Below are 23,077 nucleotides of genomic sequence, written 5' to 3'. Positions count from 1 at the left end.
CGCGCTTACCACCGCTGTCGGCTGTGCGGCAGGATGAACCCATGACCAAGGTCATGCCGAAGGGCTCGAACACGACACTCCCCGCCGACGTGGCGGCGGTGCGCGCGGTGCTGCGCTGGCAGCAGCGGCCGGGCACGCCGGACGTCGACGCGTCGGCGCTGCTGCTCACCGCGCAGGGCCGGGTCCGCGAGGACGCGGACTTCGTGTTCTACAACCAGCCCCGGCACCCCAGTGGCCTGGTCCGACACCGGTCCAAGGCCCGGCGCGGGGACGAGACCACGGACACCCTCGACATCGACCTGCACGGGCTTCCCACGTGGGTGGACCGGGTCGTGCTGGGCGCCTCGATCTCCGAGGAGCGCGGCTTCGGCGAGGTGGCCGGTCTCCAGCTGCTGCTGTTCGACATCGCGGGCGGACCGGGTGCGCCCGCGCTGGCACGCTTCGACATCACCGACGCGCGCAATGTCGCGGCCCTGCTCTGCGGCGAGCTCTACCGACGGTCCGGCGGCTGGAAGTTCCGGGCGATCGGCCAGGGCTACGCGTCAGGACTGGTCGGCCTGGCCCTGGACTTCGGCGTGACGGTCGACGACGACCCCGCCGCGTCCCCCGCCTCCCCGGAAACGCCTGCGACGCCTGCAACGCCCGCGACACCGGAGCCTGCGACCACTCCGGAGACGACGCCGGCCTCGGAGGCGAGGTCAGCCCCGGCCACCGCGCCCCCCGCCGTCCCGGCCCCGGCCCCGGCCCCGATCGTGGTCGAACAGCTGCTCCCGCCCCCGCCCGGCTTCGCGCTCCCACCCCAGGGCCCGCAGTTCCAGCGCGCGACGAAGTGACGGACCCCGGGACTCAGCGGAGCCGAACCGGCCTAGCCGCCGACCGGCTTGAAGCCGCGCTGCCACTGGAGCCCCCAGCCGTAGAGCCGGTCCAGCTCCGCCTGGAAGCCGTAGACGTAGCGCAGTTCGCGGGTGACGAGGAACTCGCCGTTCCCCTTGTTCTCGATCAGCAGCACCGCACACGAGCGGGCCTCGGCCGCACGCTCGTCCAGCCGCACCTCGATCCGTGGGCCGGCCGTCGGGAACAGCGTCACCACCGCGTGGGTGCGGTCGAAGGCGGGCGTCTCGTCGTAGATGTAGACGAAGATGAGCAGGCGCTTGAACGTGTCCCGCTTGTCCATGTCGATGTAGATCATCTCGCCGGTCGGCGCGCCTGAGCGGTCGTCACCGCTGAGCTTGATGTGCGGCGGGTGCTGCAGATCGCCCATGTAGCGACCGAGCGGCTGGATCACACCCTTGGTGCCGTCGGTCAACTCGTACATGCAGCCCAGGTCCAGGTCGACCGCCAGCGGTTCGGTCGCGCCCTGACCGAGTGTCACCGGCCGGAACGGGTTGGGGTTGAGCAGGGCGCGCAGCTGCTCGCGGGCGCTGCGTCGGGGCCGCTCCGGCTCGCGGGTGGTCCAGTGCAGGTTGACCTGCATGGTCCCGGTGAGGGCGCCCTGCTCGGTGAGCGAGAAGCTCTGCCGGCGCTTGTCGAGGGTCACCCGCTCGATGCCGATGTCCAGGCCCCGGTCAGCCTTGCGCAACAGGTCCCGTAGCCCGGCCATTTCGCCGTCCCCCTTTTGTCCCGTTCCGAAAGCTTGTCCCGTTCCGAAAGCGCCACCCCGTGCCGCCCACCAGAAGGTGTCGCGCGCTCAACTCCGGGTTACCCACTGGGCGGGACGCCATGCCGCACCTACCCCGCACGGGGGTTGCCGCAGGGATCGTCGTCACCCGGTCGATAACACAGGTTGCTCACGCGTACGATACGGAGTCTCCTGCCACACTCCCAAGCCGAGGCGCGCCCGTATGAACCTATCCTCCATACAACTGGTCTGGCTGGTCGTCGGCTGCGCGAGCGCGCTCGTCGTCGCCGTCGTCATGAGTCTGCTGCGCACGAAGAAACCCCGGCACGCGGCCGCCGAGGACTCCTGGGAGCGCAGCGAGGAACGCCGCCGCCGCAAGGAGGCGCTCTACGGATCCGCCTCCTACGTGCTGCTTTTCGCCTGTGCCTCGGTCGCCGCCGCGCTCTCCTTCCACGGCCTGGTCGGCTTCGGCCGGCAGAACCTCGGCCTGAACGGGGGCTGGGAGTACCTGGTCCCGTTCGGTCTCGACGGCGCGGCCATGTTCTGCTCGGTGCTCGCGGTCCGCGAGGCCAGCCACGGTGACGCCGCGACCGGTTCACGACTGCTGGTCTGGGCCTTCGCCGGCGCCTCCGCCTGGTTCAACTTCGTGCACGCGCCGCGCGGAGGCGACCACAACGGCGCTCCGCAGTTCTTCGCCGGCATGTCCCTCTCCGCCGCGGTCCTGTTCGACCGCGCGCTCAAGCAGACCCGCCGCGCGGCGCTGCGCGAGCAGGGTCTGGTGCCGCGTCCGCTGCCGCAGATCCGCATGGTCCGCTGGCTGCGCGCGCCGATCGAGACCTACAAGGCCTGGTCGCTGATGCTGCTGGAGAACGTGCGCAGCCTGGACGAGGCGGTCGACGAGGTCCGCGAGGAGAAGCGTCAGAAGGAGCTCAACGCCGCGCGTCAGCGCAGCGAGGAGCGGCGCGAGCGGGCCGAGCTCAAGGCGATCGCGCGCTCCGCGCCGGTCAAGGAGCTGACCACGCTGGACGCCTCCGACACCGCCGGCTCCGCCTCGGCCCTGGAGCCCGCCGCACCGCGCGGCGTGCTGCCCGGCCGCCGCCGTGCGAGCGCGCTGCCGTCCACCGCGTCGACCTCGCCGATGCTGGATGACGAGGAGGACAGCACCATGTCCCGCCTCGACTCGCTCGACCGCAAGCTCAAGGATCTTGAGCAGCAGTTCGGCTGACCTGCGATCATGCTCCGCCTCTAGAGTGTGACCATGCTTGCCAAGCCCGCCACCTCCGCCACGCTCCGGGAAATCAACCTCCGCACGGTCTTCGAAGTGATCCGCGCGCAGGCCCCGGTTTCCCGGGCGGAGGTGGCCCGGCTCACGGGCATCTCCAAACCGACGGTCTCCGCGCTGCTCCAGGACCTGCTCGACCTCGGCCTGGTGGCGGAGTCCGGCCAGGCGAACCGTCAGGAGCTCGGGCCCACCTACGGGGCGCTCTTCTTCGCGCCGCGCCCGCAGGCCGCGCACGTGCTCGCGCTGGACATCGGCGCCCGCCGGCTGCGCGGCGCGGTCGCCGACCTCGAGTGTCAGCTCCTGGCCCGGCAGGACGTCGACGTCACCGGCCAGGACGCATCCCGGATGGTCGAGACGGCGGCGGCGCTGGCCGCCCGCCTCTGCCGAGCCTCGGGCATCGCCCCCGACGACCTCCAGCACGCCGCCATAGGGGTCCCCGGTGTGGTGGACCTGCGCGAAGGCCGCATCTGGCAGGCCCTCAACGTTCCCTCGCTCGACGGCTTTCCCGCGCAGGAGGCGTTCGCGCGGGCGCTCGGGCTGCCGGTGACCCTGGAGAACGACATCCACCTCGCCGCGCTGGGCGAGCGGCGGGCCGGCCGGGGCCAGGACGCGGAGAGCTTCTGCTTCCTCTCCGTCGGCACCGGCGTCGGGGCCGGGCTGGTGCTCCGCGGCGAGCTGCACCGCGGCTTCGCGGGCGCGGCAGGGGAGTTGGACAGCGCTTTCACCGAATCGGAGATCGACGCCGGCGACCCGTGCGCGTCCGCACTGCTGCAGTACGCGGCGACGCTCTTCCCCGCCGGTTCGGTGCCGGCCTCGACGGAGGAGCTGTTCGCCCTGGCCCGCACCGGCGACGTCCACGCGCTGGCCGCGGTGGACGAGGAGGCCCGCAGGATCGCGGGCTACCTCGCCCCGGTGGCGGCGGTCGTGGACGTCGAACTCGCGGTCCTGGGCGGCGGCATCGGCCTCAACGGCGACCTGCTGCTGGACCGCGTCGCCGCCCGGCTGTCGGCACGCGTCCCCTACCCGCCACGGCTTGAGGTCTCGGCGCTGAGCGACGCGGCCGTGCTGACCGGCGCGGTCGCGGTCGCGACCAGGGAGGCTCTGGAGCAGATCCTCGCCGCCCGCTTCACCTCCGGCCACCGCCGGCCCTGACGCGACGGGCCGGACGCGACCGGGCCCTACCCCCGCCGGGCGACTGTGATGATCTCCCGGCTGGCGGGGCCGACGGGGGTGCCGTCCCAGTTCCAGAGTTCGGCTGCGTCGTCGTCCGTGAGGATCATCCGACCGAGCTAGAGCGTCGCCGCCCCGGCCGTCGCGTCCACTTCGGCGGGGTCGTCGCCGTCGCCCTCGCGGCGGTTGCGGAAGATCGAGCTCATCAGCGCGAGTCCGATGAAGGCCACGCCGATCAGGCCGGTGACGACCTCGGGGATCGAGTACTTGATCGAGACCATCAGGATGATCGCCAGCGCGCCGATCGCGTAGTGCGCGCCGTGCTCGAGGTAGACGTAGTCGTCCAGGGTGCCCTGGCGGACCAGGTAGACGGTGAGCGAGCGGATGTACATCGCGCCGATGCCCAGGCCCAGCGTGATCTGGAAGACGTCCTGGCTGATCGCGAACGCGCCCACTACGCCGTCGAAGGAGAAGGACGCGTCGAGGACCTCGAGGTACAGGAAGAGGAAGAACGCCGCCTTGCCGGCGACGTGCAGCGCCGACTTCGCCGGGCGGCCGTCGGCCCCGGATGCCTCCTCGGCCTCCTCCTCGCCCGCGCCCTCGAAGAGGTTGGAGAGCCCGCTCACGGCGAGATAGGTCGTCAGGCCCGCGACGCCCGCGAGCAGCACGGTCTCCGCGCGGTCACCGGCGAAGAAACGGGCCGAGAGCATCAGCACGACCAGGGCGACGACCACCGAGAGCTGGTCCAGCTTGCCGATCTTCTCCAGCGGCCGCTCCAACTGGTCCAGCCAGCGGATCTCCTTCTCCCCGAAGATGAAGTCCAGGAAGATCATCAGCAGGAAGATCCCGCCGAACGCGGCGATCGCGGGGTGCGCGGCCGTGAGGTGCTGGGCGTAGGTGAGGCCGTTGTAGGTCTTGGACGAGTCGAGCGCCAGCGAGACGACCGTCTGCGGCCCGATGTGCGCGGTGAGCGCCACGACCAGGAGCGGGAAGACCAGCCGCATGCCGAAGACGGCGATGAGCACGCCGACGGTAAGGAAGATCCGCTGCCAGAACGGGCTCATCCGCTTCAGCACCGTCGCGTTGATGACGGCGTTGTCGAAGGAGAGTGAGATCTCCAGGATCGAGAGGATCAGGACGATGCCGAACCCGTTCGCCCCCCAGAAGTACGCCGCAGCGGCCAGTCCGAGCAACGTGATCCCGAAGGACCACCCGAAGGTGCGGAGGAACACGGGTGCCTACCCTTTCGATCCGCTGAGGGGCGGACGGATCACTCCCCCGAACCGGTGAAGTCCCGTCCACCCCTCAGCTCATGACTTCTTCTTACGAAACGTTCACCCCGAAGTCTAGGGCGATCCCGCGCAGCCCGGACGCGTACCCCTGACCAACGGCCCGGAACTTCCACTCGCCGTTGTAGCGGTAGAGCTCGCCGAAGATCATCGCGGTCTCGCCCGAGGCGTCCTCGGAGAGGTCGTAGCGGGCGAGCTCGACGCCGTCGGCCTGGTTCACGACGCGGATGAAGGCGTCCCTGACCTGGCCGAAGTTCTGCAGCCTGCTCTCCGCGTCGTAGATCGAGACCGGAAAGACAATCTTGTCGACCTGGGCGGGCACGAGCGCGAGGTTCACCTTGATGACCTCATCGTCCTCCGCGCCGGTACCGCCGACCAGGTCGTCGCCCATGTGCTCGACCGAGCCCTCGGGGCTCTTGAGGTTGTTGTAGAAGACGAAGTAGTCGTCGCCGAGAACCCGCCCCCCGGCGCAGAGCATCGCGCTGGCGTCGAGGTCGAAGGCGGCACCGGTCGTCGCCCTCGCCTGCCAGCCCAGCCCGATCTGCACCGCCGTCAGGTTCGGCGCGGCCTTGGACAGTGAGACATTGCCGCCTTTGGCGAGCGTGACACCCATGCTGCTTCCTGCTCCCTACTGCGCCGTGACGTGGTCGGACCGGGTCAGACGTTGACGCCGAAGTCCTGGGCGATGCCGCGCAGGCCGGACGCGTAGCCCTGGCCAATGGCGCGGAACTTCCACTCGGCGCCGTTGCGGTACAGCTCGCCGAAGACCATCGCGGTCTCGGCCGAGGCATCCTCGGAGAGGTCGTAGCGCGCGATCTCGCCGCCGCCGGACTGGTTGATGACGCGGATGTAGGCGTTGCGCACCTGGCCGAAATTCTGCTGACGGTTCTCGGCGTCGTAGATGGAGACCGGGAAGACGATCTTCTCGACGGAGGCCGGCACGGCGGTGAGGTTCACCTTGACGATCTCGTCGTCGCCCTCGCCCTCACCGGTGAGGTTGTCGCCGGTGTGCTCGACGGAGCCGTCGTCGCTCTTGAGGTTGTTGTAGAACACGAAGTCCTTGTCGGAGGCGACCTTGCCGGTGGCCGCGAGCAGGATCGCGCTCGCGTCGAGGTCGAAGTCGGCTCCGGTGGTGGTGCGGACGTCCCAGCCCAGAGCGACGAGGACTGCGGTCAGACCCGGCGCCTCCTTGCTGAGCGAGACGTTGCCACCCTTGCTGAGGCTGACACCCACGAGTCCTCCAGGAGTTCAGGGGGCACCGCGTGCCCCCGTTGGTGCGGTTGCGGTCACTGTCAAGCCAACGGCTCGATCGTAGTGGCGGGTTCCCGCGCGGCGCAGCCGCAGCGCACCAACGGTTACGCGACCGTCGAACTCCTCGGGCGAAGCCCGGGGACTCAGATGGTCTGGAGCGCCTTCAGGTACTCCTGCTGGTCACGGGCGTCCGGCAGGCCGTTGACGACGGTCCAGCGGACGACGCCCTGCTTGTCGATGACGAAGGTGCCGCGCACGGCGCAGCCCTTGTCCTCGTCGAACACGCCGTAGGCGCGGGAGACCTCGCCGTGCGGCCAGAAGTCCGAGAGCAGCGGGAACTCCAGGCCCTCCTTGTCGGAGAAAACGCGCAGGGTGGGCGTCGAGTCGTTGGACACGGCGAGGATCTGGACGTCGTCGTTCTGGAACGACGGCAGCTCGCGCTCGAGCGAGCAGAGCTCGCCGGTGCAGACACCGGTGAAGGCGAACGGGTAGAAGACCAGGACCACGTTCTTCTCGCCGCGGAAGTCGGAGAGCTTGACCAGCTCTCCGTGCTGGTTCTTGAGCTCGAACTCCGGAGCCGGGGAACCGACCTCGATAGCCATGCGAAAACCCCTCATCGTCGTAGGCCGTGCCGGTGACATCCTGCCATCCCATTCACCGAGGTCCGCCAGGCAGCCCCCAGGGGCGCGGGGACACGTGCGCACAGGCCGCCAGTTGCACCATCAGGGGCGCGGGGACACGTGCGCACACGCCGCCAGTTGCACCATCAGGGGCGCGGGGAACTGCGCGACAAGCCACCCACCCACGTAGCGGGCCGAACGTGCAGGGCCATCCGCACAGGGTGGTTTCTCGCGCAGTTCCCCGCGCCCCTGGAGAGTGCAACTGGCCCAACGCACAAAGGTGCCCCTCAGCGAAAGCCGGGGAGGCGGCTCAGCGCGCTGACCGCGCCCACCGCGCGGCGCAGCAACGTTCCGCCCGGGAGGTTCGGGACCTGGTCCACCAATGGAGCCAGCGCAAGCAGGCCGCCCACGCGGCGCAAGCGGATCTCGCCGCGGGCGAGCATCGAAGGGACAGAGCCCGTGCTCACCAGCAGGCGGGACGCCGCGCCCTCCACGCCGGGGACGTCGTCCGCCGCCTCGCGCGGGCGCGTACGCCAGCCGTCCGCGTCCGCGGTGAAGACCCAGCCGAGGCCGCCGTCCGGTTCCCACAGGCCCGCCGTCACGGGCAGGCCCTGCCGCCAGGCCAGCGCGCCGACCACGTCGACCATTGCCGCCAGGCCCGCGTCCGCCAGGGCGCGCGGCACCTCGGGGCCGGCCGCCTGGGCCAGTTCGTGGCCCATCGCGTGGATCTGTGTCAGCACCGGCAGCGGGCCGAGCGGGGAGTCGACCACCCGGCGTCCGAGCTCCGGCGAGGCCAGCACCTCGTCCAGCGCCGCCGCGACCCGCTCTCTGGCCTCCTCCAGGGCGGCCCGGACCGCGTCCCGGTCCGGATCGAAGGGCTTCGGCCGTCTGGGTGGCGCCTCGACGCCGTGCGCCGCCGCCATGACCCCGCCGAGCACCGGGCGCCCCGGCCAGGACCCGAGCCCCGCGAAGGCCCGCAGATCACCTGCCTCGGATTCCTCCGAGAATTCCTCCGATGCGAGGGCCAGCACCGCGTCCCAGCCGCCGAGGACCCGTGCGCGGAGCGAATCCGGCGCCTCCTCGGCCACGCCGCGCGGGCCGTGCAGGGCCGGGTGGTGATCTTCTGCCATGCCGCCATTCTGCCGCCGGGCCCGCTGGACCGGCATTCCGGCTATTTCGCCCGAAGCGAAAAACGGCAGAAGGGCCCGGACGGATGATCCGTCCGGGCCCTTCCAGTGCTCGCATGCCGAACCTCAAGCCTCAGGCGCAGCCGCTCAGCGCTTGCCCGCCTTGGCCGTCTTCGGTGTGGCCAGTCGCACCGCCGACCACTCCTTGCTCACCGCGGCCGTGCTGGTCTGCGAGAGGCCGGCGGTCTGCGCGGCGTCTGCGATGTCATGGGCCTCGACGTGGCCGTCGCGCCCGGTCTTCGGAGTCAGCAGCCAGACCAGGCCGCCCTCCACCAGGTACTCCTGGGCATCGACGAGGGAGTCAGTGAGATCTCCGTCTTCGCTGTCCTCGCGGAACCACATCAGCACGACGTCAGCGACGTCGTCGTAGTCCTCGTCGACGAGCTCGGTGCCAGTGACCTCCTCGATGGCCTCACGCAGATCCTGGTCGACGTCGTCGTCGTAACCGAGCTCCTGGACCACCTGTCCGGTCTCAAGCCCCAACCGTCGTGCCGGGTTGGTCCTGTCCTCCGCGGGGTCCGCGGTCGCGCTCACGGGAATTGCCTCCTATATCCGACCCTGTTCCTGGTACCAGGGTTGTGGGCGTAGTCCACACGGGCGGGGCGCGGAGCGCAAGTACCCGATCGCCGATCCCACCCTGGCTGCGGTGCGTCGCAGCGCGACACGCCGTCGGGAGTGACACGGATCACTCCCATTTGCCCCAGTATCACCGGCAAACAACGTTCCGCGCAGCGGATTGCCGTTCCACTTACCCGCTGTAGGCGTCGCTCACTCCTGGTAGGCGAAGATGTCTCATCCTTCGACCGTGTGACCGAACACTCCTTGACCGGGCGTAGAGTCTCTCCTTGGCCCTCCCCAGCCTGCCCACTCCACAATGTTGTGGGGAAAGGTCGGGTCACCTCGTCGTAGCCAACCGCGCACAAGGCGAGAACCGGTACGCATTGCCCCTAAGGGACTACTCCCAAAAGGGCACGAATCGGTTACTCATGGGTAGAGATGACGTTTCTCCCCCTGCGGTCCACGATGGAGGCGGCGCGACACCACCTCCAGACGACCGACAGTGAAGGAACAGCGTGGCTTCCGGATCCGATCGCAACCCGATCATCATTGGCGGCCTGCCCAGCCAGGTCCCGGACTTCGATCCCGAGGAGACCAGCGAGTGGCTGGACTCCCTCGACGCCGCCATCGACGAGCGGGGCCGTGAGCGCGCCCGCTACCTCATGCTGCGGCTGATCGAGCGCGCCCGCGAGAAGCGTGTGGCCGTGCCGGAGATGCGCAGCACGGACTACGTCAACACCATCGCCACCAAGGACGAGCCGTTCTTCCCCGGCAACGAGGAGATCGAGCGCAAGGTCCTCAACGCCACCCGCTGGAACGCCGCGGTGATGGTCTCCCGCGCGCAGCGCCCGGGTATCGGCGTCGGCGGTCACATCGCCACCTTCGCCTCCTCCGCGTCGCTCTACGACGTCGGCTTCAACTACTTCTTCAAGGGCAAGGACGCGGACGGCGCCTCCGGCGACCAGATCTACTTCCAGGGCCACGCCTCCCCCGGCATCTACGCCCGCGCCTACCTGCTGGACCGCCTCAGCGAGCAGCAGCTCGACAGCTTCCGTCAGGAGCACTCGGGCGCGCCCTACGGTCTCTCCAGCTACCCGCACCCGCGCAACATGCCGGACTTCTGGGAGTTCCCGACCGTCTCCATGGGCCTCGGCCCGCTCGGTGCGATCTACCAGGCGCGGATGAACCGCTACCTGGAGAACCACGGCATCAAGGACACCTCAGACTCCCGCGTCTGGGCCTTCCTGGGCGACGGCGAGATGGACGAGGTCGAGTCGCTCGGACAGCTGTCCATCGCCGCTCGCGAGGGCCTCGACAACCTGACCTTCGTGGTCAACTGCAACCTGCAGCGTCTGGACGGCCCGGTCCGCGGCAACGGCAAGATCATCCAGGAGCTGGAGTCGATCTTCCGCGGCAACGGCTGGAACGTCATCAAGCTCATCTGGGACCGGACCTGGGACCCGCTGCTCGCGCAGGACCGCGACGGCGCCCTGGTCAACAAGATGAACGTGACCCCGGACGGCCAGTTCCAGACCTACGCCACCGAGTCCGGCGCGTACATCCGCGACCACTTCTTCGGCGGCGACCTGCGCCTGCGCGCCATGGTCGAGAACATGACGGACGAGCAGATCCAGCACCTGGGCCGCGGCGGCCACGACCACAAGAAGGTCTTCGCCGCGTACAAGGCTGCGACCGAGCACAAGGGTCAGCCGACCGTCATCCTGGCCCAGACCGTCAAGGGCTGGACACTGGGCCCGAACTTCGAGGGCCGCAACGCGACCCACCAGATGAAGAAGCTGACGGTCGACGACCTCAAGCGCTTCCGTGACCGGCTGCACCTGCCGATCACCGACAAGCAGCTGGACGAGGGTTACCCGCCCTACTACCACCCGGGCAAGGACTCGGAGGAGATCCAGTACATGCACGACCGCCGGAGCGAGCTCGGCGGTTACGTGCCGGTCCGCAAGGTGCGGCCGCGCCAGCTGGAGCTCCCCGGCGACGACGCCTACAAGGTGCTGAAGAAGGGTTCAGGACAGCAGTCGATCGCCACCACGATGGCGTTCGTCCGACTGCTCAAGGACCTGATGCGGGACAAGAACATCGGCAAGCGCTTCGTCACGATCGCGCCGGACGAGTACCGCACCTTCGGCATGGACTCGCTCTTCCCCTCGGCGAAGATCTACGACCCGATGGGCCAGACCTACGAGTCGGTCGACCGCGAGCTGCTGCTGGCGTACAAGACCTCGCCGCAGGGCCAGATGATCCAGGACGGCATCACCGAGGCCGGCTCCACCGCCTCGCTGATCGCCGCGGGTTCGTCCTACGCCACCCACGGCGAGCCGCTGATCCCCGTCTACGTCTTCTACTCGATGTTCGGGTTCCAGCGCACGGGTGACCAGTTCTGGCAGATGGCCGACCAGCTGGCGCGCGGCTTCGTGCTCGGCGCGACGGCCGGCCGCACCACGCTGACCGGCGAGGGCCTGCAGCACGCTGACGGCCACAGCCAGCTGCTGGCCTCGACCAACCCGGCCGCCGTCAGCTACGACCCGGCCTACGGCTACGAGATCGCCCACATCGTGCAGGACGGTCTGCGCCGCATGTACGGCAGCAGCGCCGAGTTCCCGCACGGCGAGGACGTCTTCTACTACCTCACCGTCTACAACGAGCCGATCCAGATGCCGGCCGAGCCGGACGACGTGGACGTCGAGGGCATCCTCAAGGGCGTGCACCGGATCTCGGTCGGGCAGGGCGGCCAGATCCCGGCGCAGATCCTCGCCTCCGGCGTCTCGGTGCCGTGGGCGCTGGAGGCCCAGCGGATCCTCGCCGCCGAGTGGAACGTCAAGGCCGACGTCTGGTCGGTGACCTCCTGGAACGAGCTGCGTCGCGACGCGATCGAGGTCGAGGAGTTCAACCTGCTCAACCCGGACGAGGAGCAGCGCTACCCGTACGTGCAGCGCAAGCTCTCCGGCGCCGAGGGCCCGTTCGTCGCGGTCTCCGACTGGATGCGCGCGGTGCCGGACCAGATCGCGCGCTGGGTGCCGGGCCAGTACCAGTCGCTGGGCGCGGACGGCTTCGGCTTCGCGGACACCCGCGGCGCGGCCCGTCGCTACTTCCACATCGACGCGCAGTCGATCGTGCTGGGCGTGCTGACCGAGCTGGCCAAGCAGGGCAAGGTCGACCGCACCGCGCTGAAGGCGGCCATCGACCGCTACCAGCTGCTCGACGTGAAGGCCGCCAACCCGGGCAACGCCGGCGGCGACGCCTGAGCTGCCACAGCCCGATAGCCCGCTGAGCGGGGTCCGATGACGCATCGTCATCGGACCCCGCTGTTTCAATGTTCGAGTCATTTCTGAGTTATTTCTGTGGGTTCAGAGAAACCACTCCCCCGCGTGGTGGCAGGTGACTACCTTTGGCGGAACGCCGACAACCGGATCGGCGTCCGCGCGAGGAGGCCCCGCCTGCAGCCGGGCCCTCAAAGGAGCCCCATGCCGACGACCCGTCGCACCACCGCTCTGTCCGCAGCCCTGCTGGCGATCCTCGGGACCGCCGCCCCTGCCGTGGCCACAGCCGCCCCCGCTGTGGTGAACGGAACCGTGCACAACCTCCAGTTGCACCTGCGCAACAGCTCGAGCTCCAACTGGGCCGGCTACGCCGCCACCGGCGGCGGCTTCACCACGATCTCCGCCAGCTGGGTCCAGCCGGCCGTGAGCTGCGGCAGCGCCACGACGTACTCGAGCTTCTGGGTCGGCCTGGACGGCGACGGCAGCAACAGCGTCGAGCAGACCGGCACCGAGGCCGACTGCTCGGGCGGCCGGGCCGTCTACTCCTCCTGGTACGAGATGTACCCGAAGTACCCGGTCAACTTCAGCGACACGGTCCAGCCCGGCGACCACTTCACCGCATCGGTCACCTACACCGGGTCCGGCCACTTCACGATGAAGCTCAGCGACGTGACGAGGGGCTGGAGCCACTCGGTCAGCAAGAGCTACTCCCCGGCCCAGCGCTACTCCGCCGAGGTGATAGCCGAGGCGCCGTCCAGCTCCAGCGGCGTGCTCCCGCTGAGCGACTTCGGCACGGTGAACTTCACCAGCTCGCTCGCCAACGGCCAGGCGATCGGCAACTACAGCCCCGACCAGATCAACATGGTCTCGGGCTCGACCACCAAGGCGACGACGTCCTCGCTCTCGGGCGGTACGGCCTTCTCGGTGTCCTGGAAGCACAGCTGATCACGTCGTGATGACGGTGGGTGACGCGCTGTGCGTCACCCACCGTTGCCGTGTGAACGGCTCGTAAGAATCCTCGGCGAATCACCGTCGATTGACGGCCATTGTGATGGTTGTCGCAGTTTGTGCAACCGTCGTACAGCGTACGCAGCCGGACTATGCCCTTACGCTTGCGCAGAACGGCTCGATGGCGAGTACCCGTCGTGCGAGCGTTCCGAGCATCCGCAAGACCTCCGGGCAGCGCCCGTGCGACGGTCGCCGGCAGCCCCGAGGAGACACCTGCATGCGGTTCAAGCGCACCCTGGTGGCAGCACTGGTCTCCTTCACCTGCCTGGCAGGCACCGGAGCGGCGGCCGCCGGCGCGGCCGTCTCGGCCGAGCAGATCGCCGTCACCACCCCGCCTGCGGGCAGCAAAGCCTGGGCCAAGGACACCTCTCTGGGCGTCGCGTTCCCCAACCCCGCGAACGCGACCGCGAGCTCGGTCGCCACGTTCTTCGCGGGCCTGACCCCGGCGGAGCAGCAGCGCCTCGTCGCCGAGTACCCGCTCGTCGTCGGCAACCTCGACGGCGCCCCGCTGGCGCTGCGCTACCAGGCCAACCGCGTCGCGATGCAGCAGGAGCTGGACCGGCTCCGGCAGGACGACCCGAAGGCCGTCGGCCAGATCTCGATGCTCAGCCAGCTGCTGGAGCCCGGCCACCAGGTTCTCGCCTTCGACCCGCGCAGCCGCGGTCTGGTCGCGGAGGTCTTCGGCGACCTCGCGACGGCGGAGAAGGTCGCCGTGATCGTCCCCGGCTCCGACATGGACCTCGCCCACTTCGGCAAGGCCCAGACCGCGGCGCAGGCGCTGCGCGCCGAGGAGTCGTCGGTCTCCCCCGGCACCACGACGGCGGCGATAGCCTGGGCCGACTACGTCACCCCCGTCGGCCTCGGCGCGGACGCGGCGACCGCGCGCCTGGCGGATGCGGCGGCTCCCCGACTGACCAGCCTCCTCGCCGGCCTGGCCCTCACGACGAAGCCGAGCTCACCCCCGAGCCTCTTCTGCCACTCCTACGGCTCGGTCGTCTGCGGCAAGGCGGCTCCGTCGCTCGCGCAGGGCGTGACAGACATGGTGGTCCTGGGCAGCCCCGGCATGGACGTGGACAGCGCGTCCGCGCTGGGCACGGGCGTCCGCCTGTGGGCGACGGTGCGCAACGGGTCGGACTGGATCGGCAACGTGCCCTACCTGGAGATCGGCGGCCTCGGCCACGGCCCTGACCCGACGGCCCCGACCTTCGGCTCCCACCTGATCTCCTCGGCGGGCGCCCAGGGCCACAACGGGTACTTCGTCCCCGGCACGACCAGCCTCCGCAACTTCGCGGACATCGCGCTGGGTGCCTACGGCGACGTCACCAGCTGATCCGACGAGGGGCCAGTTGCAACTCCTCAGGGGCGCGAGGAACTGCGCGACAAGCCACCCTACGAGGTAGAGCACCGAACGTGCAGGGCCATCCGCATGTCGGTGGTTGTTCGCGCAGTTCCCCGCGCCCCTGGGTGGTAGCAACGAACCCTCAGCGCGAAATGTGACTCATGTCGGCGTAGCGGTCGCCGGACACCCGCGCGGCGATCGGTTCCAGCGTGGCCAGCTCCGGCGCGGTGAGCGTCAGTGCCGTGGCGGAGACGTTCTCCTCCAGGCGGCTGCGCCGCTTGGTGCCGGGGATCGGGATGACCGGGAGGCCGTGCACGGTCGCACGCTGCTGGACCCAGGCGAGGGCCACCTGCCCCACCGTGACGCCGCGCTCCGCGGCGATCTTGTGGACCGGGGCCAGCAGCGCCGCGTTCGCCTCGGCGTTGTCGCCGGTGAAGCGCGGCTGGTGGTGGCGGAAGTCGCCCGCCGCCAGCTCCGAGGCGTTGGTGAAGGAGCCGGTCAGGAAGCCGCGGCCCAGCGGCGAGTACGGCACGAAGGCCACTCCCAGCTCCGCCGCCGCGGGCACCGCCGAGACCTCGACGTCACGCGAGAACAGCGACCACTCCGACTGCAGCGCCGTGATCGGGTGCACCGCGTGCGCCTCCCGCAGCTCCGCGCCGTTGACCTCGGAGAGGCCCAGGTAGCGCACCTTGCCCGCGGCGATGAGCTCCGCCATCGCCCCGACCGACTCCGCGAGCGGCACCTTTGGGTCACGGCGGTGCATGTAGTACAGGTCGATGTGGTCCACGCCCAGTCGGCGCAGGCTCGCGTCGACCGCCTGGCGGATGTACGCGGGGTCGTTCCGCAGTGAGCGGAACGTCGGGTCCTCCTCGCGGCGCTCGATCGCGAACTTCGTCGCGATCAGCACCTCGTCGCGGTGCGCCTGCACGAACGGGCCGACCAGTTCCTCGTTGCGGCCGTAGCCGTACATGTCGGCGGTGTCGAAGAGGGTGACGCCCAGCTCCAGCGCGCGCTCCAGCGTCGCGCGGGACTCCTGCTCGCCCGACGCTCCGCCGTCGCGGTCGGTGTAGAAGTCGCTCATGCCCATGCAGCCGAGGCCCTGGACGCCGACGGCGGGTCCGTTGCTGCCGAGGGTGGTGGTCGGGATGGTGGTCATCTCAGTCCTGCCTCTTCCCGTACATGTCGATCTTGTAATCCAGGACCAGAAGGTTCGCCTGCAGGTCGCGGATCCGCTCCAGCACGTCCGCGCGATGCTCGATCAGCAGCTCGCGGCGCGCGGCGCGGGTGTCCTCGCCGGCCCGCAGCAGTTCGGCGTAGCGGAGCATCCCGGCGACCGGCATGCCGGTCGCGCGCAGGTTGCCTAGGAAGGCCAGCCAGCCCAGGTCCGCGTCGCAGAAGCGGCGCTGGCCGTGGTGCGAGCGGGCCGGGCGGTCCAGCAGGCCGATGCGCTCGTACCAGCGCAGCGTGTGCGCGCTGAGCCCGGTCCGGGCGGCGACCTCACCGATCGTGTAGCGAGGCTGCAACTCCTCGCTCAGTGCTACGGCTTCGGACATCCCCGTGCCCCTCCGATCTCTTCGACCACGACGCTACTGACTTAGAGTGCACTCCAAGCAAGCAGGACACACCTAGACTCAGCTCCCATGGACAGCCTGCGCCTCATCGAACAGTGGCCCGTCACCACCGCCGCCGCGGTCGTCGTCCGCGGGGACGGTTCCGTCGTCGGCAGCCACGGGCCGCAGCGGCACCCGTTCAAGCTGGCCTCGGTGAGCAAGCCGCTCAGCGCCTACGCCGTCCTGGTCGCCGTCGAGGAGGGCGCGCTGGAGCTGGACGACCCGGCGGGTCCCGAGGGTTCGACCGTACGGCACCTGCTCGCGCACACCTCGGGCCTGGCCTTCGACGAGCACCGCACCATGGCCGCGCCGGGGACCCGTCGGCTCTACTCGAACGCGGGCTTCGACGTACTGGCCGACACCGTCGCGAAGGCGACCGGCATCCCCTTCCCGCACTACGCGGCCGAGGCGGTGTTCGCGCCCCTCGGCATGACGGAGACCTGGCTCGACGCCGAGGGCCGCAGCCCGGCCGGCTCGGGCGGCGTCTCCACCGCCGCCGACCTGGCCCGCTTCGCCACCGAGCTGCAGGCACCGCGCATCCTCCACGCCGAGACGCTCGCCGAAGCGACCCGCGTCGCCTTCCCCGGGCTGAACGGCGTGCTGCCCGGCTACGGGCACCAGAAGCCCAACGACTGGGGCCTCGGCTTCGACATCCGCGACCACAAGTCGCCGCACTGGACCGGCCTGACCAGCTCCCCCGCGACCTTCGGGCACTTCGGGCAGTCCGGCACCTTCCTCTGGGTCGACCCGGAGGCGGGCGCGGCCTGCGTCACGCTGACGGACCGCGACTTCGGCCCGTGGGCGGCCGAGCTGTGGACCCCCTTCACCGACGCCGTACTGCAGGAACTCAGCCGTAGCTGACCGGCGTCCGCATCGCCCAGATCAGCAGCTCCGCGCCGTCGGGGCCGGCGGTCGGGTCGACGAGCGTGTCGCCGCCGGTGATCCGCACCGCGTCCCCGGCGGCCAGCTCCCGCCCGCGCCCGCGCGGGCCACCGCGCTCACGGAAGCCGACGGCTCCGCGTGCCACCTGCGCGTGGACGAACTCCGCGGCCGGCAGTTCCGGCAGCGGCGCGTAGGGCTGCGCGCGCAGCAGGTGCAGCGCGGCGTCCTCGCGGCGCAGCAGGCCCGGCGGCGTCAGCAGGACGTGTGTCGCGGCCGGGTCGACATCCTTCAGTTCATAGGCCGGTTCGGTGCCGAAGCTGCCGGGCTGGAGCCAGAACTGCAGGAAGCGCACCGGCTCCCCGGCGCCTTCCGCGTTGGCCTCGCTGTGGGTCACCCCGGCGCCCGCGCTCAGGTACTGCAGCTGCCCGGGGCGGACGACAGCCTCGTGCCCCTGGTCGTCGTGGTGCGCGAGCGCGCCCTCCAGCACCCAGGTGAGGATCTCGGTGTCCCTGTGCTTGTGCGAGGCGAAGCCCGCGCCGGGCGCGAGGGTCTCCTCGTTGCAGGCCAGCAACGCGCCGAAGTGTGTGTTGGCCGGGTCGTAGTGCGCCGCGAAGGAGAACGCGTGCGCGGTGACGATCCCGGGCTCGGGCTCGGAGCGGTAGCGGTGTCCGGCGCGGCGGATGCTGAGCGGCATGGGACCCACTCTAGGAGGGCGCCCACCACCGCTGTGACCGGGACCACGCGCACCCGGGTACCTCCGCTGCGCAGAACCGGACGGCGATGGTGCACGCTTAGTCCTGTGCCAGCCCCAGTCGCCAAGAAGACCGCGAAGAAGCCCGCCGCCAAAGCGACGGCGGACCCAGTCGACGCGCCCGAGCCCGGCTCCGCCCGGCGCGGGTCGAAGCGCGGGACCGCGTTCGAGCGGCGGACCGTCACCGCGACCAGCGACATGCACGCGGCGACGCTGAAGAACCTGGAGCGCGCCGCAGGGAAGATGGCCACCGCCGCCATCGCCCGCATGGACGAGAACCTGTCCTGGTACCGGAACATGCCGCCGGAGCACCGCTCCTGGATCGGCCTGGTCGCCCAGGCCGGTATCGCCGCCTTCACCGAGTGGTTCCGCCACCCCGACGCCCCGCAGGCGATCAGCGCCGACGTCTTCGGCACCGCCCCGCGCGAGCTGACCCGGGCGGTCACCCTGCGGCAGACCGTCGAGATGATCCGGACCACCACCGAGGTCGTCGAGGAGGCCATCGAGGAGGTCGCCGCGCCCGGGGCGGAGGAGGCGCTGCGCGAGGCCGTGCTGGTCTACGCCCGCGAGATCGCCTTCGCCACCGCCCAGGTCTACGCCCAGGCCGCCGAGGCCCGCGGCGCCTGGGACGCCCGGCTGGAGGCGCTGGTCGTCAACTCGCTGCTCTCCGGCGACGCGGACGAGGGTGTGCTCTCCCGGGCCGCCGCGCTCGGCTGGGGTTCGCCCGACCGGGTCATGGTCGTGATGGGCAGCGCGCCTGCCGGGGACAGCGAGCTGGTCGTCGAGGCGATCCGCCGAGCCGCCCGGCACGCGAAGCTGCACGTGCTCACCGGCGTGCTCGGCGCGCGGCTGGTCGTCGTGGTCGGCGAGAAGAAGCCACGCAACGGCGAGCGGCTCTGGGACCCGGTCGTCGCCGCTCGCGCGCTGCTCGGCCAGTTCGCTTCGGGTCCCGTCGTCATCGGCCCGACCGTCTCCGACCTGCTCTCGGCCACCCGCTCCGCGCAGGCCGCCGCCGCCGGCTTGAAGGCCTGCTCCGCCTGGCCTGACGCGCCGCGTCCCGTCCTCGCGGACGACCTGTTGCCCGAGCGCGCGCTCGCCGGGGACCCGCAGGCCAGGGCCCAGCTGGTCGAGGAGATCTACGCCCCGCTGGACGAAGCCGGTTCGGCGCTCCTGGACACCCTCTCGGTCTATCTGGAGCAGGCTTCCTCTCTGGAGGGGGCAGCGCGCATGCTGTTCGTGCACCCCAATACGGTCCGCTACCGGCTGCGTCGTGTGACCGACGTCACGGGATACGCGCCCTCGGACGTGCGCTCCGCGTTCACCCTGCGTATCGCCCTGGCGCTGGGACGACTCCAGCCGTGATGACCTGGGATGATGCACGGCTGTAGGGAGTCCACAACTCGACCGGTGGTTCTTCGTCGCGGTCCTCACCCGCGCTGCACCGGCCGGACAAGAGAAGGTTGATGACGTGCTCGTACTCGTTGCTCCCGGACAAGGCGCCCAGTCGCCCGGATTCCTCGCCCCCTGGTTGGAGGTGCCCGGCGTCGCCGACCACCTGAACTGGTGGTCCGCGGTGGCCGGACTGGATCTGGTGCACTACGGAACCGAGGCCGACGCGGACGCCATCAAGGACACCGCCGTCGCCCAGCCGCTGCTGGTCGCCTCCGGTCTGGCCGCCTTCGGCGCGCTCGGCCTCGCGCCCGAGCAGCTCGGCGCCGTGGCCGGTCACAGCGTCGGCGAGATCACCGCCGCCGCGATCGCGGGCACGCTCTCCGCCGAGTCCGCCCTGGCCTTCGTGCGCCAGCGCGGCCTGGCCATGGCCGAGGCCGCCACGCAGACCGCGACCGGCATGGCCGCCGTCCTCGGCGGCGACCCGGACGAGGTCGCGGCCGCCCTGGAGAAGCACGGCCTCACCGCGGCCAACAACAACGGCGGCGGCCAGATCGTCGCCGCGGGCACGCTGGAGCAGCTGGAGGCATTCAAGGCCGACCCGCCCGCGAAGGCCAAGGTCATCTCGCTGGCCGTGGCCGGCGCGTTCCACACCCACCACATGACCCCCGGCGTGACCCGGCTCCAGAAGATCGCCCCCGGCGTCCCGGTGGCCGACCCGCGCACCGCCTACGTCTCCAACGCGGACGGCAAGACGGTCGACGGCGGCGCCGAGATCGTGGCCCGCCTGGTCAGCCAGGTCTCCAACCCGGTCCGCTGGGACCTGTGCATGGAGGCGCTGGAGCGCCTGGGCGCCACCTGCGTCATCGAGGTCCCGCCCGCCGGCACGCTGACCAATCTGGTGAAGCGCAACCTCAAGGGCGTGGCGCACCTCGCTCTGAAGACGCCGGCCGATCTGGACAAGGCACGCGAACTGATCGCCGAGCACACACCCCAGGGGGCCTGAGCCATGACAGCAGAGCACACTGAGACCTCCGGGGCGCGCCCGCAGATCAGGCCCGCCACCGGCGCCCAGTACGCGCGGATCCACGGCGTCGGCGGCTACCGCCCGACCCGGGTCATCCCCAACTCCGAGGTCCTGAACTGGATCGAGTCCTCGGACGAGTGGATCCGGACGCGCAGCGGCATCACCGAGCGCCGCTGGGCGGGTCCGGAGGAGACCGTCGCCGAGATGTCGGTCCAGGCCGCCAGCAAGGCGCTCGCCATGGCCGGAATCTCCGCCGACCAGATCGGCGGCGTCATCGTGGCGACCGTCTCGCACCTGAAGCAGACGCCCGCCATCGCCACCGAGATCGCCGACCGGCTGGGCTGCGGCACCGCGCCCGCCTTCGACATCTCGGCCGCCTGCGCCGGCTTCGGCTACGGTCTGTCGCTGGCCGACGGCATGATCCGCGGCGGCAGCGCCGAGTACGTGATCGTGATCGGCGTCGAGCGCCTCTCCGATCTCACCGACATCCACGACCGCTCCACCGCCTTCATCTTCGGCGACGGCGCGGGTGCGGCCGTGGTGGGCCCCTCCGACTCCCCCGGCATCGGCAAGGTGATCTGGGGCTCGGACGGCTCGCAGAAGGACGTCATCAGCCAGACCCAGGCCTGGGACACCGCCATGGCCAAGCCCGACGCCGTCAACGGCGTGGGTGAGGCGGTCAAGTGGCCGGCGCTCCGGATGGAGGGCCAGACGGTCTTCCGGTGGGCCGTCTGGGACATGGCGAAGGCCGCCCAGCAGGCGCTGGATGCCGCCGGGATCACCGCCGACCAGCTCGGCGCGTTCATCCCGCACCAGGCCAACATGCGGATCATCGATGCGATGATCAAGGCACTCAAGCTGCCCGATTCGGTCCCGGTGGCCCGCGACATCGCGGAGACCGGGAACACCTCGGCGGCCTCGATCCCGCTGGCCATGGAGCGCATGCTGCAGTCCGGCGAGGCAAAGAGCGGCGATCTCGCCCTGATCATCGGATTCGGGGCGGGTCTCGTCTACGCCGCAGCAGTCGTTACTCTCCCGTAGGTACAACCGTTCATCACTAGAAGGAGCCATCATGGCCACCAAGGACGAGGTCCTCTCCGGTCTCGCAGAGATCGTCAACGAGATCGCCGGGATCCCGGCCGAGGACGTCGAGCTCGACAAGTCGTTCACCGATGACCTGGACGTCGACTCCCTGTCCATGGTCGAGGTCGTCGTCGCCGCTGAGGAGCGCTTCGACGTGAAGATCCCCGACGACGAGGTCAAGAACCTCAAGACGGTCGGCGACGCGGTGGACTACATCCTCGCCAACGCCTGAGCCTGACGGCTCACTTCGGGGGGTGCTGCCGCTGGCGGCGGCACCCCCCGGCACCTCAAGAACCACCGGACTTCCCCTTCCAGGAGACAGAGCAGTGACCAGCGACAACCGCACCGTGGTCGTCACCGGGATCGGCGCCTTCACGCCGCTCGGCGCCGACGCCACGTCCACCTGGGAGGGCCTGGTTGCGGGCCGCTCCGGCGTCTCGCTCCTCGAGGACGAGTGGGCGGCGGACCTTCCGGTCCGCATCGCCGCCCGCACGGCCGTCGACCCGGGCGACGTCCTCCCCCGCCCGCTCGCCCGCAAGCTCGACCGCTCGGCGCAGTTCGCGCTGATCGCGGCGCGCGAGGCGTGGGCCGACGCGGGCTTCACCACCTCCGCGACGGAGGATGGCTCCCCGATCGCCCCCGAGCGCCTGGGCGCGGTCGTCGCCTCCGGCATCGGCGGCGTGACCACCCTGCTGGACCAGTACGACGTGCTGAAGGAGAAGGGCGTCCGCCGCGTCTCCCCGCACACCGTCCCCATGCTGATGCCGAACAGCCCCGCCGCCAACGTCGGCCTGGAGGTCGGCGCGCGAGCGGGTGTGCACACCCCCGTCAGCGCGTGCGCGTCCGGCGCGGAGGCCATCGGCTACGCGATCGAGATGATCCGCACCGGCCGCGCCGACGTCGTCGTCGCCGGCGGCACGGAGGCGGCGATCCACCCGCTGCCGATCGTCGCCTTCGCGAACATGATGGCGATGTCCAAGAACAACGAGCACCCGCAGCAGGCTTCGCGCCCCTACGACAAGGCCCGTGACGGCTTCGTCCTCGGCGAGGGCGCGGGCGTCGTGGTCCTGGAGTCGGCGGAGCACGCGGCTGCGCGCGGCGCGCGGGTCTACTGCGAGGCGATCGGCCAGGGCCTCTCCTCGGACGCCCACCACATCGCCCAGCCGGAGCCGACGGGCGCGGGCGTGGCCCGCGCGATCCAGCACCTGATGGACTCCACCGGACTGGACCCGGCCGAGGTCGTGCACGTCAACGCGCACGCGACGTCGACCCCGCAGGGCGACACGGCCGAGGTCAAGGCGCTGCGCCGGGTCCTGGGCGACCACCTGGACCACATCGCGATCTCGGCGACGAAGTCCATGACCGGCCACTTGCTGGGCGGCGCGGGCGGCATCGAGACTGTCGCTACGGTCCTCGCCCTGCACCACCGGCTGGCGCCGCCGACGATCAACGTCGACGACCTGGACCCGGAGATCGACGCCGACATCGTCACCGGCGAGGCGCGCGCGCTTCCTGCGGGCCGGATCGCGGCGCTGAACAACTCCTTCGGCTTCGGCGGCCACAACGTGGTCCTGGCATTCCGAACTGTGTAGGCACATGAGGTAGTTGCACTACCCAGGGGCGCGGGGAACTGCGCGACAAGCCACCCCAGGTGGTGGGTCGCTCAGCGAGCAGGGCCATCCGCACAGGGTGGTTGCTCGCGCAGTTCCCCGCGCCCCCAATAGGGAAGCGC

Annotated in this window: 22 protein-coding genes; 12 read left to right on the top strand and 10 right to left on the bottom strand. The window is 70.5% G+C overall.

The window, feature by feature from the left end:
• The first annotated feature begins 41 nt into the window (after positions 1–41).
• Positions 42–833, top strand: coding sequence for a TerD family protein (locus ABIA32_RS21025; RefSeq protein ID WP_370097560.1), 792 nt, complete (start codon positions 42–44; stop codon positions 831–833).
• A gap of 32 nt (positions 834–865) precedes the next feature.
• Here ABIA32_RS21025 and ABIA32_RS21020 read toward each other — a convergent pair whose 3' ends face one another.
• Positions 866–1,600, bottom strand: coding sequence for a Tellurium resistance (locus ABIA32_RS21020; RefSeq protein WP_370097557.1), 735 nt, complete (start codon positions 1,598–1,600; stop codon positions 866–868).
• Between the two features lie 241 nt (positions 1,601–1,841).
• Here ABIA32_RS21020 and ABIA32_RS21015 point away from each other — a divergent pair, with 241 nt between their 5' ends.
• Together ABIA32_RS21015 and ABIA32_RS21010 are read left to right on the top strand one after the other, a co-directional pair.
• Positions 1,842–2,843 carry a DUF2637 domain-containing protein gene (locus tag ABIA32_RS21015; RefSeq protein ID WP_370097555.1) on the top strand — a complete coding sequence of 334 codons (1,002 nt, stop codon included), beginning with the start codon at positions 1,842–1,844 and terminating at the stop codon, positions 2,841–2,843.
• Positions 2,844–2,876: 33 nt separating this feature from the next.
• On the top strand, positions 2,877–4,052 hold the full coding sequence (locus ABIA32_RS21010) for an ROK family protein (protein WP_370097553.1): 1,176 nt from the start codon (positions 2,877–2,879) through the stop codon (positions 4,050–4,052).
• 137 nt (positions 4,053–4,189) lie between these two features.
• Here ABIA32_RS21010 and ABIA32_RS21005 read toward each other — a convergent pair whose 3' ends face one another.
• From ABIA32_RS21005 to ABIA32_RS20980, 6 genes are all read right to left on the bottom strand, one after another.
• The gene (locus tag ABIA32_RS21005) at positions 4,190–5,302 is read right to left on the bottom strand and encodes a DUF475 domain-containing protein (RefSeq protein ID WP_370097550.1); all 1,113 of its coding nucleotides are present in this window, start codon (positions 5,300–5,302) and stop codon (positions 4,190–4,192) included.
• Between the two features lie 91 nt (positions 5,303–5,393).
• Positions 5,394–5,972 (bottom strand): TerD family protein, encoded by a 579-nt coding sequence (locus tag ABIA32_RS21000; RefSeq protein WP_370097547.1) that lies wholly within the window; start codon positions 5,970–5,972, stop codon positions 5,394–5,396.
• A gap of 44 nt (positions 5,973–6,016) precedes the next feature.
• A complete protein-coding gene (locus ABIA32_RS20995; RefSeq protein WP_370097544.1) occupies positions 6,017–6,592 on the bottom strand; it encodes a TerD family protein in 576 nt (191 codons plus the stop codon).
• 161 nt (positions 6,593–6,753) lie between these two features.
• On the bottom strand, positions 6,754–7,212 hold the full coding sequence (locus tag ABIA32_RS20990) for a peroxiredoxin (protein WP_370097542.1): 459 nt from the start codon (positions 7,210–7,212) through the stop codon (positions 6,754–6,756).
• Positions 7,213–7,517: 305 nt separating this feature from the next.
• Complete coding sequence (locus tag ABIA32_RS20985) at positions 7,518–8,360, bottom strand: hypothetical protein (RefSeq protein ID WP_370097539.1); 843 nt, start codon at positions 8,358–8,360, stop codon at positions 7,518–7,520.
• Between the two features lie 144 nt (positions 8,361–8,504).
• On the bottom strand, positions 8,505–8,951 hold the full coding sequence (locus tag ABIA32_RS20980; protein WP_370097536.1) for a DUF3052 domain-containing protein: 447 nt from the start codon (positions 8,949–8,951) through the stop codon (positions 8,505–8,507).
• Between the two features lie 539 nt (positions 8,952–9,490).
• On the opposite strand from ABIA32_RS20980, the gene aceE reads away from it, so the two are divergent.
• The 3 genes from aceE to ABIA32_RS20965 all read left to right on the top strand — a co-directional run bounded on the left by aceE (position 9,491) and on the right by ABIA32_RS20965 (position 14,594).
• A complete protein-coding gene (aceE, locus tag ABIA32_RS20975) occupies positions 9,491–12,241 on the top strand; it encodes a pyruvate dehydrogenase (acetyl-transferring), homodimeric type (protein WP_370097533.1) in 2,751 nt (916 codons plus the stop codon).
• 219 nt (positions 12,242–12,460) lie between these two features.
• The gene (locus tag ABIA32_RS20970) at positions 12,461–13,201 is read left to right on the top strand and encodes a G1 family glutamic endopeptidase (protein WP_370097531.1); all 741 of its coding nucleotides are present in this window, start codon (positions 12,461–12,463) and stop codon (positions 13,199–13,201) included.
• Between the two features lie 280 nt (positions 13,202–13,481).
• On the top strand, positions 13,482–14,594 hold the full coding sequence (locus ABIA32_RS20965) for an alpha/beta hydrolase (RefSeq protein WP_370097528.1): 1,113 nt from the start codon (positions 13,482–13,484) through the stop codon (positions 14,592–14,594).
• A gap of 151 nt (positions 14,595–14,745) precedes the next feature.
• Here the strand turns inward: ABIA32_RS20965 and ABIA32_RS20960 are convergent, their stop codons facing one another.
• On the bottom strand, positions 14,746–15,759 hold the full coding sequence (locus ABIA32_RS20960) for an aldo/keto reductase (protein WP_370097525.1): 1,014 nt from the start codon (positions 15,757–15,759) through the stop codon (positions 14,746–14,748).
• 1 nt (position 15,760) lies between these two features.
• Positions 15,761–16,156, bottom strand: coding sequence for a MerR family transcriptional regulator (locus tag ABIA32_RS20955; RefSeq protein ID WP_370097522.1), 396 nt, complete (start codon positions 16,154–16,156; stop codon positions 15,761–15,763).
• An 87-nt stretch (positions 16,157–16,243) separates the two neighbouring features.
• Here ABIA32_RS20955 and ABIA32_RS20950 point away from each other — a divergent pair, with 87 nt between their 5' ends.
• Entirely contained in the window at positions 16,244–17,074 is an 831-nt protein-coding gene (locus ABIA32_RS20950) for a serine hydrolase domain-containing protein (RefSeq protein ID WP_370097521.1), read from the top strand.
• Here the strand turns inward: ABIA32_RS20950 and ABIA32_RS20945 are convergent.
• Positions 17,061–17,789: a pirin family protein gene (locus ABIA32_RS20945; RefSeq protein WP_370097518.1), complete on the bottom strand. Its 729-nt coding sequence runs from the start codon at positions 17,787–17,789 to the stop codon at positions 17,061–17,063. The two genes, ABIA32_RS20950 and ABIA32_RS20945, sit on opposite strands and share 14 nt — an antisense overlap.
• Before the next feature lie 255 nt (positions 17,790–18,044).
• Between ABIA32_RS20945 and ABIA32_RS20940 the strand changes: the two genes are divergently transcribed.
• From ABIA32_RS20940 to fabF, 5 genes are all read left to right on the top strand, one after another.
• Positions 18,045–19,208: a PucR family transcriptional regulator gene (locus ABIA32_RS20940; protein ID WP_370097939.1), complete on the top strand. Its 1,164-nt coding sequence runs from the start codon at positions 18,045–18,047 to the stop codon at positions 19,206–19,208.
• A gap of 106 nt (positions 19,209–19,314) precedes the next feature.
• Complete coding sequence (locus tag ABIA32_RS20935) at positions 19,315–20,241, top strand: ACP S-malonyltransferase (RefSeq protein ID WP_370097515.1); 927 nt, start codon at positions 19,315–19,317, stop codon at positions 20,239–20,241.
• 3 nt (positions 20,242–20,244) lie between these two features.
• Complete coding sequence (locus ABIA32_RS20930; RefSeq protein ID WP_370097513.1) at positions 20,245–21,303, top strand: beta-ketoacyl-ACP synthase III; 1,059 nt, start codon at positions 20,245–20,247, stop codon at positions 21,301–21,303.
• A gap of 31 nt (positions 21,304–21,334) precedes the next feature.
• Positions 21,335–21,577, top strand: a complete 243-nt coding sequence (locus tag ABIA32_RS20925) for an acyl carrier protein (RefSeq protein WP_370097510.1) — start codon at positions 21,335–21,337, stop codon at positions 21,575–21,577.
• Between the two features lie 94 nt (positions 21,578–21,671).
• A complete protein-coding gene (gene fabF, locus ABIA32_RS20920; RefSeq protein ID WP_370097508.1) occupies positions 21,672–22,937 on the top strand; it encodes a beta-ketoacyl-ACP synthase II in 1,266 nt (421 codons plus the stop codon).
• Positions 22,938–23,077: the final 140 nt, after the last annotated feature.

The organism is Streptacidiphilus sp. MAP12-20, assembly GCF_041262525.1.
Lineage (GTDB): Bacteria > Actinomycetota > Actinomycetes > Streptomycetales > Streptomycetaceae > Streptacidiphilus.
This window is presented reverse-complemented; position numbering and strand designations above follow the sequence as displayed.

Bases quoted from the DNA above. Each gene is read 5' to 3' on its own strand.
- ABIA32_RS21025 (WP_370097560.1), top strand. From the start codon at position 42: ATGACCAAGGTCATGCCGAAGGGCTCGAACACGACACTCCCCGCCGAC.
- ABIA32_RS21020 (WP_370097557.1), bottom strand. From the start codon at position 1,600: ATGGCCGGGCTACGGGACCTGTTGCGCAAGGCTGACCGGGGCCTGGAC.
- ABIA32_RS21015 (WP_370097555.1), top strand. From the start codon at position 1,842: ATGAACCTATCCTCCATACAACTGGTCTGGCTGGTCGTCGGCTGCGCG.
- ABIA32_RS21010 (WP_370097553.1), top strand. From the start codon at position 2,877: ATGCTTGCCAAGCCCGCCACCTCCGCCACGCTCCGGGAAATCAACCTC.
- ABIA32_RS21000 (WP_370097547.1), bottom strand. From the start codon at position 5,972: ATGGGTGTCACGCTCGCCAAAGGCGGCAATGTCTCACTGTCCAAGGCC.
- ABIA32_RS20990 (WP_370097542.1), bottom strand. From the start codon at position 7,212: ATGGCTATCGAGGTCGGTTCCCCGGCTCCGGAGTTCGAGCTCAAGAAC.
- ABIA32_RS20985 (WP_370097539.1), bottom strand. From the start codon at position 8,360: ATGGCAGAAGATCACCACCCGGCCCTGCACGGCCCGCGCGGCGTGGCC.
- ABIA32_RS20970 (WP_370097531.1), top strand. From the start codon at position 12,461: ATGCCGACGACCCGTCGCACCACCGCTCTGTCCGCAGCCCTGCTGGCG.
- ABIA32_RS20965 (WP_370097528.1), top strand. From the start codon at position 13,482: ATGCGGTTCAAGCGCACCCTGGTGGCAGCACTGGTCTCCTTCACCTGC.
- ABIA32_RS20960 (WP_370097525.1), bottom strand. From the start codon at position 15,759: ATGACCACCATCCCGACCACCACCCTCGGCAGCAACGGACCCGCCGTC.
- ABIA32_RS20955 (WP_370097522.1), bottom strand. From the start codon at position 16,156: ATGTCCGAAGCCGTAGCACTGAGCGAGGAGTTGCAGCCTCGCTACACG.
- ABIA32_RS20950 (WP_370097521.1), top strand. From the start codon at position 16,244: ATGGACAGCCTGCGCCTCATCGAACAGTGGCCCGTCACCACCGCCGCC.
- ABIA32_RS20945 (WP_370097518.1), bottom strand. From the start codon at position 17,789: ATGCCGCTCAGCATCCGCCGCGCCGGACACCGCTACCGCTCCGAGCCC.
- ABIA32_RS20940 (WP_370097939.1), top strand. From the start codon at position 18,045: ATGCACGCGGCGACGCTGAAGAACCTGGAGCGCGCCGCAGGGAAGATG.
- ABIA32_RS20930 (WP_370097513.1), top strand. From the start codon at position 20,245: ATGACAGCAGAGCACACTGAGACCTCCGGGGCGCGCCCGCAGATCAGG.
- ABIA32_RS20925 (WP_370097510.1), top strand. From the start codon at position 21,335: ATGGCCACCAAGGACGAGGTCCTCTCCGGTCTCGCAGAGATCGTCAAC.